General features: G+C 40.0%; 7 protein-coding genes and 1 pseudogene. 5 read left to right on the forward strand and 3 right to left on the reverse strand.

The window, feature by feature from the left end; all coding sequences use genetic code 11:
- Positions 1-50 precede the first annotated feature (50 nt).
- Positions 51-1160, forward strand: coding sequence for a branched-chain amino acid ABC transporter permease (locus OGM63_RS28570; protein WP_263749121.1), 1110 nt, complete (start codon positions 51-53; stop codon positions 1158-1160).
- A complete protein-coding gene (locus OGM63_RS28575; RefSeq protein WP_263749122.1) occupies positions 1150-1932 on the forward strand; it encodes an ABC transporter ATP-binding protein in 783 nt (260 codons plus the stop codon). The genes OGM63_RS28570 and OGM63_RS28575 overlap by 11 nt, the downstream gene beginning before the upstream one ends.
- A 134-nt stretch (positions 1933-2066) precedes the next feature.
- On the opposite strand, the gene OGM63_RS28580 is transcribed toward OGM63_RS28575, so the two are convergent.
- Together OGM63_RS28580 and OGM63_RS28585 are read right to left on the reverse strand one after the other, a co-directional pair.
- Positions 2067-5288: a glycoside hydrolase family 15 protein gene (locus OGM63_RS28580; RefSeq protein ID WP_263749123.1), complete on the reverse strand. Its 3222-nt coding sequence runs from the start codon at positions 5286-5288 to the stop codon at positions 2067-2069.
- An 889-nt stretch (positions 5289-6177) separates the two neighbouring features.
- Positions 6178-6612, reverse strand: a pseudogene (locus OGM63_RS28585) (nuclease/transposase family protein); the annotation flags it as partial.
- A 90-nt stretch (positions 6613-6702) separates the two neighbouring features.
- Between OGM63_RS28585 and tnpA the strand changes: the two are divergent.
- Together tnpA and mgtE are read left to right on the forward strand one after the other, a co-directional pair.
- On the forward strand, positions 6703-7107 hold the full coding sequence (gene tnpA, locus OGM63_RS28590) for an IS200/IS605 family transposase (protein WP_263749125.1): 405 nt from the start codon (positions 6703-6705) through the stop codon (positions 7105-7107).
- A 673-nt stretch (positions 7108-7780) separates the two neighbouring features.
- Positions 7781-9139, forward strand: a complete 1359-nt coding sequence (mgtE, locus tag OGM63_RS28595) for a magnesium transporter (RefSeq protein WP_263749126.1) — start codon at positions 7781-7783, stop codon at positions 9137-9139.
- A gap of 202 nt (positions 9140-9341) precedes the next feature.
- On the opposite strand, the gene OGM63_RS28600 is transcribed toward mgtE, so the two are convergent.
- A complete protein-coding gene (locus tag OGM63_RS28600) occupies positions 9342-10109 on the reverse strand; it encodes an FkbM family methyltransferase (protein WP_263749128.1) in 768 nt (255 codons plus the stop codon).
- A 70-nt stretch (positions 10110-10179) separates the two neighbouring features.
- Between OGM63_RS28600 and OGM63_RS28605 the strand changes: the two genes are divergently transcribed.
- On the forward strand, positions 10180-11256 hold the full coding sequence (locus OGM63_RS28605; RefSeq protein ID WP_263749129.1) for an aspartate carbamoyltransferase catalytic subunit: 1077 nt from the start codon (positions 10180-10182) through the stop codon (positions 11254-11256).
- The last annotated feature ends 22 nt before the right edge of the window (positions 11257-11278 follow it).

The raw sequence follows: 11278 nt of genomic DNA on the forward strand, positions 1-11278 counted from the left end.
TCTTGACTGTTGACTAATGACTAATGACTTTTGACTCTTGACTAATAACTATGGTTGACTATCTTATTTTCTTGGCGATTTCTACGTCTATTTTTGCTTTGTTCGCTTTGGGACTGAATTTGCAGTGGGGGTTTACGGGGTTAATTAACTTCGGACATGTTGCTTTTATGACTTTGGGAGCTTATACAACTGTGTTGTTGAGCTTAAAGGGGGTTCCGCTGTTGATTTCGGCGATAATTGGGGGAATTTTGGCGGCTTTGTTAGGTTTGGTAATTGGTTTCTCAACTTTGCGCTTGCGGGAAGATTATCTATCAATCGTGACTATTGGTGTTGGGGAATTGGTTCGGTTGGTGGTGAATAACCAAGAACTACCTGTAGGTGAGACTTGGATATCTGGGGCGTTTGGGGTGCAAAGTTATGCTATACCTTTATCTACAGCGCCTAATTTGATTGTTAGATTAATCATGATTGGGTTACTGACGCTGTTGGGTGGTATAACTTTATATTCGTTATGGCGTTGGATTCGTAGGACGAAAAAGTTAGGTAGCAAGCAAGAATTTGCTACACATTTAGGGGTAGGAATTTTATTTGCAGTGTTGACGATCGCAATTTATATTTCTGGAGCGATCGCGTTATATGATTACAACCCCAAAGCAGGTTTGATGCTGTCGTCGCTGCTAGTATTAGCTTTGGTATTTTGGCGCTTGCAAGTTTTAGTGCGATCGCCTTGGGGTAGAATTCTCAAAGCTATCCGCGAAGATGAAGAAATTCCTAAGGCTTTGGGTAAAAATGTCTTTTGGTATAAACTACAATCTTTAATGTTGGGTGGTGCGATCGCAGGCATCGCTGGTGCTTTTTTTGCATGGCAACTCAGCGCTATTTACCCGGATAATTTCCAACCACAGCTAACCTTTGATTGTTGGATTATGGTCATTCTCGGTGGTTCTGGTAATAATATCGGTACTATTTTAGGTGCTGTAATTTACTTTGCTTACGATGCTCTTACCCGTGAATACTTAGATGATATTTTCCCCAGTCTCAGCACTGAACAAGCAGGTGCATTTCGCATCATGATAATTGGTTTAATTTTGATTGTACTGATGGTTTGGCGTCCTCAAGGTATTTTAGGGAAAAAGGAGGAACTTACCCTTGGCAAATAATCAATCTTCAGAATTACCCCTATTAGCAGCAAGTGGTCTGGCAAAAAGTTTCGGTGGAATTAAAGCTGTAAATGATGCAGAAATTCAAGTTAAAAAAGGCAGCATTACCGGGTTGATTGGTCCCAATGGTGCGGGAAAAACGACTTTATTTAACTTACTTTCTAACTTCATCCGTCCAGATAAGGGACGAGTGGTTTTTGATGGGGAACAAATTCAGCAGCTACAACCGCACAAAATTGCCCAGCAAGGCTTGATTCGCACCTTTCAGGTAGCGCGGACTCTATCGCGGTTATCGGTGTTAGAAAACGTGGTTTTGGCAGGGCAAAAGCAAACTGGTGAGAACTTTTGGCAGGTACAGTTACAACCGCAGTTAGTTGCGAAGGAAGAAAAGCAACTGCGGGAAAGGGCAATGTTTTTGCTAGATAAGGTAGGATTAGCTGCAAAAGCGCAAGATTACGCTGGGGGGTTATCTGGGGGACAACGCAAACTCTTGGAAATGGCAAGAGCGTTGATGACCAATCCGAAGTTGATTTTGTTGGATGAACCAGCAGCGGGAGTGAATCCGAGATTGATTGATGATATATGCGATCGCATTATCACTTGGAATCGTGAGGAAGGTATGACCTTTCTGATTATCGAACACAATATGGATGTAATCATGTCGTTGTGCGATCGCGTTTGGGTTCTCGCTGAAGGACAAAATCTCGCTGACGGTACTCCAGCGGAAATTCAAAGCAATGCGAAAGTTTTACAAGCGTATTTAGGGCAATGAAGAAAGAGTCAAATCAGTTCCTTTAATCACATAATATTGTAGAGACGTTCCGCCGGAACGTCTCTACGACGGTTGCGATTTTTTCATTAGTCTTAATAAGCTGCATGATATGATATTATATGAACGTTTGACTTTTAAGCTGCTGTTTCTTCAACTTCAGCAAATTCAGTTAAGAAGCGGAATGCCTTAACAATATAACTAGCGCATTCTCTGGGAGAAGTATTGTAAAAAGACCTCCACGCACTACCTTTATCTTCATCGTAACGTTCTGCGCCTCTTTCTTGATGTGCATCCAACCAAGCGACTCGCACCGCATGACCGATTAACACATCTAAAACGATGTATTCTTCAATTTGTAAGCTTGGGTTGTTAGAAGCGATCGCTGCTAATTCCATTAATGCTTCAATATTAAGTTCTCGGTATTCTGGAGCCTCAATTTTATTTAATAAATGCTCGATTAGCAAAGCAAAGTTTTTTTCACCAGCTGTCATCTCCGATATCATCACTTCACTATCCAAACGATTGCGACGCTCTAATTTATCCCCAATAACTAAGCCTTTACAATGATGCATCACCAGCCAAACTTGCTGAAAAAAGTCTTTGGGGACGCGTCCTGTAGCACCTTCCGCTTGACGAAATCGGCGCCAACCACCTGCTGGTATATCTATTTCGGCTTCGATTGCTGGTTGCACTACCCATTCAATATCAGTTTCTTTTTGTTTGACGTGTAATGATTCTTGTTTACGTAATAAGTTACTCATGCCGGCATATTCAGTTAATACTTTCTGCAAGCGCGTTTTCACTTCAAAAGGTGAAAGTTCCATCAATTTTTCATAAGCTTCGTCTTGAGTAACATGCATTTCTCCAGCAATTTCGCTAGTTAGCAATAAAATGTAATAGCCGACTCTCAATGTCAGCAGCCCTTTAAATAATTCCGGTTCTGACTTGATTAACAAACCCAGATATATGAGAATTTCTTGAGTGAGAACGCGATCGCTTATATCCTCACGACAGAAGTGATTTATTTTCTCGACAATTTCGTTATGAGATAATGGCACAGTTATCAGCGACGCTTCGCTATAAGCTTTACCCACAGCGATTTGCTTACCCCTGACCAAAATACTCGTTACCACGTCTGACAGCGCAATATAAGTCATCTTCTGCAAACCCCCAGCGCGACGTACTATCCCCCAAATCCCCATTTCTCCGGCTCTGGTGTATACTTCGTCAAGTAAATCTGCTACGGTGGCAGGATGTCCCGGTCCACCAAAGCCGGTATCAAATTCCAATCCTTCCAAACGAGTTAAAGTCTGCAATAACTCTATTTGCTCGTAAAGATTTTCTGATGAGCGCAATGATGAAAGCAACAATCCCAGGTTAGTTTGACACTCCATTTGAAATTCTTGGGTGTGTTCTAAATGCCAGTTTTTCTCTGGATTATAAGCGAGATAACGACAACGTAACCCGGCATTTTTTACTGCGGAAAGTAAAAATTCTTCTTCTTTGACTAAATCAATTCTTTCTATGGTTGTAGTCAACATCAACTGATTTAATCGTCCTAATTTGACGCGCACACCTTGACAAACACCATCTTTTAATTCTTGCATCAGTTCTAATAAAGCTTCTGAACCTGTTTCCAACATGGTGTGAGTCAACATTAATGTTAAAGTTGGACGTCCTAAATCGCTCCAATACTTTTGGATGTAACCAAGTTCGCTTCTGAGTTGATCGACTAAAAAATGATAATCGAGAGTTAAATAGAACTGTTCAGAATCTAAAAATGAAGGTAAAAATACGACCGTTTCGTTTCCAAAACGGAAAATTCTCGATGTTGTCAAACTCCGTGGACTGCGTGGTGGACGTCCGGTTAAACCTAGTTTATCACAGCGTCCAATTTGCTTATAAATAGCAATTAAATCTACGGCTTCTCTAACTTGAATCGGTTCTACTTGTGCGGGTGTTTGTGTTTCAATTCCGCGAACTTCTAGCTTTGCTTGTAATTCTTGATCTTCGGCTAGCAAAGCTATTTGTACCAAAGCTTGACGTTCTTTACCTATACATAAATGTCTTCCCAAAGGGTCAATATCCCCAACGGCTAATAATCCATCACTTAACATTTGACCGAGAAAATATAAACTCTGTGCCCAAACTAGGGGAATATTTTCGTTAGGTAAGCGTGGTTGACTTTGGGGTGTTAATCTTTCGACTTCTACGTTTGCTTCGGGGACATAATAAAGTTCTGGTAATAATAGTAATCCATCGCGTTCAAAAAGTAATGATTCTAAACTTGCTTGATATTTCTTAACTTGTTCTTGATCGCCGCGAAATAATCCATCTAAAAGTAAATAAGTGAAAAATAAGGGCCATTCACATTCAATATGCTCAAATTGTTTGAGTTCCCAAGGTTCGTAATGCAAGCGATGAGAGTCTTCTAAAACGGTTTGGTGTCCATCGCGTAAAAAGCGTTTGCAACCGTATTTTCCTTCCAGTTTATTGATGATATCATTAAAAGTGCGATCGCGTAACTCCACATCTTCCACTGCAAAGGCAGGAAAGCTAATTACACTCAACAGCGCTGCATCAATTTCTTTCGAGCCTGATTCTCTCGGCAATAATGATTCTAATGTAATTCGAGCGCGGGCAATTTCATCTGGCAGCGCGTGAATTACCGATGTTTGACTACCGCGTACACCAAATAAATCCACTCCATTAATCGCTTCTAAAGCGGCTTTTGCCATGCCGATGGAACTAGCATTTAATTCGGCGTTACCGTGATTAATTTTATTTCCACGTTCCCAAATGCCATAATCTGGAGTGCGGTAAGCTCGCCCTATATAGTAAACTAAATTTTGGACGAAATTCACCTCGTCAATCGTAAAAATAATCTGCAATCCCGAAGCGGTCATTTGTGCTAACATCAAGATAAATATTGATGTTGCATCAAGTTGCAAATGTCCCCATTCGTCATCGCCGACAACAATATCTCCTGTCTCGGTATTATATTTCGCGTGTAAGGCATCTAATGGCGATTGAGTCTGCTTAAATTTCTCTACCTTGTGTGATTGTCGCATCATGGCAAACAGCAACCCACGCATCAGTTTGACAACACTGTGTTCTAACTCATAGGTGCGTCCATTATCTTCATCCACTTTGCGGTATGCTAATCCTAAACCCCAAACAGCTAAAATACTGTATACATTATCTCGCACCCAAGCATCAGTATAATCACCATGTGCCGTTATTGCCGTACTCGCTGGAAGCAAGCCACTAATTGCATTTTGACGTACTAGGATAATTGTCTTAATTTGCTCATAATAATACTCAAGGCGAGTTAGTAATTCATTAATTGTTTTCATAATCGGATTCTTCGCAAAGGGTGTAAATTCGATTTAATGGCGATGAATTGAATTTTCTTATAAATATCAGAATAACTTTTGCCTGAGGCTTCTGGCTTTTAACTTCTTAGTGAACTATAGCCGAAATTGTAATTTTTTTCAAATCTTCCTCAGTTTTGTTTAGCGAATTTTGGTGTTGCTGAATTAAGTAATGAAAGTTATTAAGTAGGAGAACTAAATTAAACTTCAGATCGTAGTAAGGACTTTAGTCCTTAAAATGCTTTTCCAGAGCGATAAATCGCTCACTACGAACTCATATTTTATTTTATATTTAATTATGTCCACCTACTTAGTTTGACAAGGGTAATTCATAAAAATAAATGCCCAGCCGTGAAGCGTATAGTATATCAAGGGTTCGAGAAGACCCTTGGCGCGAAGGATACCCACAATCAGGGAAACACACGGAGAAAAACATTTATTTATTTGGCAGTATGCTAACCAAAACTATGAGTAGAGACGTAAAATTTTATGTCTGTATATCAACCTTTTAATATCTGTATTCAGCAAATGTGATTTTTTTAGTAGATATTAGACATAGGAGTAAAAATTAATTATGCGTTGTCCAAAACCCTTGATTAGACGTAGCTAGCTTACGTCTCTACATTCTTTTTCACGACGTTTGTCTATTTTATACAGGGCAAATCTTTCATGTGAAGTAAGAAGCTCTTAGAGTTTAGTTGGGTGATGCCGAGTATACCCAACAGATGCTCCCATGTATCGATCAACTCTCGTGAAATAAAAAATGCGGATGTTTGAGATTGAAACTTTGACCAGTTTAACAGCACAAAACAATAGATACTCAAAATTGACACTCCCCGCCATAAATGGACGGGGATTCTGTGTAAGATTGAATGTCCCACTTACCTAAAAGCTTTAATTCACCAATACCCTTTTTATCAGTAAAAGTGATGCGTCTTTTGGTTGAATGCAACTTCCACCCTGATGTTTTATATTCAACGCTCCTACAGTCTTTTTGAAAGCGTGGATATCCCTTCTTACCCGATTTTTTAGATTTACAATTATCGTAAAACCTTGATATAGCAGACCATCCACGCTCTGCGGCTGATTGTACAGCCATTGAATTTAGGTCAGCAACAAAGACAAATTCTTTGCGTAGTTGGGTAGAGTACTTGTTAAGAGCAAACTTGTCAACTTTCAACTCTCTATCCGCATCCATCCAATATCTAACCGCTTTATTGCGGATGAATTGGGTGGTACGGATAGCATCATCAATAGCAGAATATTGAGCTTTTTTGCCTTTAACGTTGTACTCCAGAACCAACATCGTGTTAACCTTTTGCTAAACTTATTTGTATTCGACTTATTACTAATATACAATATCTATATACAGATTAGCAAGTATTATTGTAAAGTTATGGCTAAGTTTTCTCCCGATGAGTATCGGCACGAGGGTAATGCTGTTTCGCTCCTAAACTATCATTTCGTGTTTATACCTAAGCGGCGTAAAAAAGTGCTAGTAGGAGCTATTGCAGAAAAACTACAAGAGATTATTTTTGAGGTTTGTGTTGAGAACCGATGGAAAATTATTGCACTGGAAATTATGCCAGACCATGTTCACATGTTTGTAAACGCAAAACCAAGCGATGATCCAAGTAAGATTATTCGACTGATTAAAGGTAGAGCCTCGCATGTGTTAAGAAAAGATTTTCCAGAGTTAATGAAATTACCAACACTCTGGACACCAAGCTATTTCGTAAGCACAGCAGGCAATGTTTGCACAGAAACAGTGAAGCGATATATTGAACAACAAAAGGCATGACGGTAGGATAAATCCTACCACCAGCCTTCATCCCCACATCTGTTGCACAGAATGCAGAACTACGTTCCTGTTCTTCCGGGGTTTTCGGCATCTACCTTATAAACGGTTCTTCAGTAGACATCTTCAGAAAAGATGTAGAGACGTAGCTAGCTTACGTCTAATCAAGGGTTTCGGGCAACGTATAGTTCATTTCTGGAGATGTCTAGTAGTTAGTTTTTTCCTGTCAGAGTATCATACGGAGTTCAGCCTGTTTTTAATCAAAGCGGTAGAATAATCTTCAATCTTAAGTATGATTACACAAGGAATACTTTTCTTGCAAAATAAAGACTACTTCTGGTATTGTAAACATTATTACTCTGTGAAGTTATAAATTTAATTCATCTAAGTGCTTGACACAAATCCTCCCAGTAGTAAAATCAACACAAAGTAAACAATAATCAGGGCATTTCACAAAAAGAGTGTGGAAGATCGCAGATTGACCACACTGAATCTTAGCATTTACCGGATAACCAATTTCCGAGTTAGTATTATGACTTAGCGATGCCGGGAATCGGATATCGATGTTCAATTTTTGAGATTTTATGGACTACAGTCCACAAGATGGCAGTATTAACCTCCTCTAGCTGGTGAGAAGCATCTCCCAGCGAGGGGGGGACATTTGGAGGTATTTATCATGCTTATACACGATGTTCGCAATTCTGTTGTTGACGTTGATGTTGCTGACTTGAACCAGTTGAAATCGGATTTGAATCATTCACAGCCGGTTGATGTCGGGGAATATATTGAACAATTACCGAAAAAACAGCGAGCGATCGCATTCCGCTTACTCAACAAATCTCAGGCAATTGATGTATTTGAATATCTACCCCTAGATGTCCAAGAAGAATTGATAAATTCGCTTCATGATGTGCAAGTAGCGCAAATTGTCGAGGCAATGAGTCCCGATGAACGGGCAGAATTATTTGACGAATTGCCGGCAGGGGTAATTAAACGGCTTTTACAAGAACTTAGTCCCGAAGAACGACAAGCTACAGCCACAATTCTTGGTTATCCAGAAGGTACCGCTGGACGGTTGATGACAACAGAATATGTCAGGTTGCGTCAAGGTTTGACTGTCGGGGAAGCGTTGAGTAAAATTCGGCGTCAAGATGAAGATAAAGAGACGATTTACTACGCTTACGTCACAGACGATAACCGCACCTTGGTTAGTGTAGTTTCTTTGCGTCAGTTGCTATTTACTTTTCCGGAAGTTTATATTCGCGAAATTTCTAGCGATCGCGTCGTCAAAGTCAGAACAGAAACTCCCCAAGAAGAAGTCGCGCAAGTAATGAAGCGCTATGATTTAATTGCTATACCAGTAGTTGATAGAGAAGAACGATTAGTTGGCATTGTCACCATTGACGATGTTATCGATATTTTAGAAGAAGAAGCCACAGAAGACATTCAAAAACTAGCAGGTGCAAGTGGTGATGAAACTGCTTTATCATCTCCCCTAATCACTATTCGCAACCGTTTACCGTGGTTGCTGGGAATTATGTTGTTATATATCGGGGCATCAAGTGCGATCGCGCCCTTTCAATCTACAATTTCAATGGTCCCAGTGCTTGCCGTAATTATGCCCCTATTCTCCAACACTGGTGGTACTGTTGGTATTCAAGCATTAACGGTAACAATCCGCAGCTTGGGTGTGGGTGAAGTTACACCCAAGGACACCTTAAAGATTCTCCGCAAAGAGCTTCTAGCAGGCTTGGGTACAGCTTTAGCTTTAGCCACGACTATGATGTTGCTTTCATTGATTTGGGCACGTCCACAAGAGCGCTGGGTGGCGCTAATTGCTGGAATGGTCATGGCAAGCAATACAATTGTTGCTGTCGCTCTCGGAACTTTGCTGCCAATGGCTTTAAAACGGTTGAAGCTCGATCCAGCGTTAATCAGTGGTCCATTAGTGACAACAATGCTCGATACAATCGGCTTTTTAACTTTCCTATCGCTGATTTGGGTGGCTTTAAATGTTTTGCATTTACCACAGTAACCGAAAAAAATTGCTAATCGTCGTAGAGACGTTCGGTCGGAACGTCTCTACAGTACATACAATTAAAGCGATATCATATCCGTTTAATGTCAATTAAACGGATACCCCGTCTTTAAAGACGGAGTTTATCCCGATAAAAAAATCCGAAATCCTTGTAGAGACGTAAGCTAGCTACGTTTCTACATCATATGTAATAAATCTGTCATGATATCACTTCTCTTTCCCGATTCACAAAAATCAAATTTGAACAGGTAACATGAACCAGTTGATAAGGCAACTTAGAAAAAAAGTCTTTGATTTTTTCTGACTTATCACCTAAACCCAATCCATAATACTCAATAATCACAATTTGGGGACGATGCTTTTCATAATCAAAAGTTAACCATACTTCTAATTCAGTTCCTTCAACATCTATATCTAAGATGTCAATTACACCAATATCATGTTTTTCTAATATAGTTTCCAATCGAAAAGACGGAACTTTTACACTATCTTTGAAGGGAATCTTAATTAATCCTGCATATTCATCCTTTTGCTTAGTCGTTGATAGTTCTGGCAAAAAAGCCGGAAAAAATTCTATTTCTCCTTCTGCTGACGAAATAGCAGCCCACTCTACCTTTGACCTTTCTGTCTTTAATAAGTTAACTTGATTGATATCAGCATCAATACAGATGCCTTGCCAATCGTTTTTCTCAAAAAAGTAAGTATTTGAATAAGCAATTGGATGTCCGGCTCCAATATCAACAAAGATACCTTTTTTCGGTAATTGTATATTTTCGCAAATATACCTGTCTTCTCCAAATTGAGAATGAAATTTTCGGTATTTATAATTTTTATTGTCTAACCTAAAAAAGTTATTTTTAAAGTTAAAAAATAACATCATTACACCACAGTAGAGAAGCTTGATTAAATCGAATATTTCACTTTTCATTGACAAATATCTATTTTGAGATAAAACAGGTGGTATCATTTGTTTATTTCTGTAAATTCAAAAACTGTAGAGAAGCGATCGCCTTTTGACGCTGAAGAAAAAAGTATATATGCCTACTACGCCTACTGCTACTTGGAATCGTCATCACGTTCTCACACTCGCTGACTTCACCAAAGCTGAATACAATATCGTTTTGCAAACTGCTGCCAGTTTTCAGGAGGTGTTATCACGACGGACGAAAAAGGTGCCAAGTTTACAAGGACAAGTGGTGGCAAATTTATTTTTTGAAGCGTCTACCCGCACTCGCAGTAGTTTTGAACTTGCAGCAAAACGCTTAAGTGCAGATACGCTAAATTTTGCCTCAGCAACTTCTTCTATCACCAAGGGAGAGACAATTCTTGACACGGCGAAGACTTATTTGGCGATGGGAACTGATATTATGGTAATTCGCCATCGTGAAGCCGGAGTACCTCAGGCGATCGCTGCTGAAATGGATCGTTTAGGTGTCAGAGTTAGTGTCCTCAATGCTGGTGATGGTCAACATGAGCATCCTTCCCAAGCACTACTTGACTTATTTACCATTTGTAGTCTGATTGACCCAGAAAATCCCCGACTCCAACTGTTGAAGAATAAAAAGATTGCTATTGTTGGTGATATTCTACATTCTCGTGTCGCGCGATCGAATATCTGGAGTTTAACCGCAAGTGGCGCCCAAGTCCATCTAGCAGCACCACCTACTTTATTACCTCAATTATTTGCCGATTATGTCAAGGATGAAGAAGTGGGGGAAGACGAGAGGGGGAGAGGGGGAGAGGGGGAGAGGGGGAAAATTCCCAATTCGGAATCGAATATTCAAAATCGCAACCTATTTATACATTGGCAATTAGAACCCGCTTTGAAAGATGCTGATTTTGTCATGACGTTGCGTTTACAAAAGGAACGCATGACAGGTCATTTATTGCCAAGTTTGCGAGAATATCATCAAATGTTTGGCATTACACGCACAAAGCTGCAATTATGTCAACCAAGTGTTAAAGTCCTACATCCCGGTCCCGTTAACCGAGGTGTCGAAATTAGCTCTGACTTAATGGATGACCCAGAATTCAGCCTGATTCCAGCTCAAGTAACCAGCGGTGTTGCAGTTCGCATGGCGTTATTATATTTGATTGGTAGTGGGAAGAGTTAGGGGGAGATAGGGGGACAAGGGG

Source organism: Plectonema radiosum NIES-515 (assembly GCF_025753815.1).
GTDB classification, from domain to species: Bacteria; Cyanobacteriota; Cyanobacteriia; order Cyanobacteriales; family Nostocaceae; genus Hassallia; species Hassallia radiosum_A.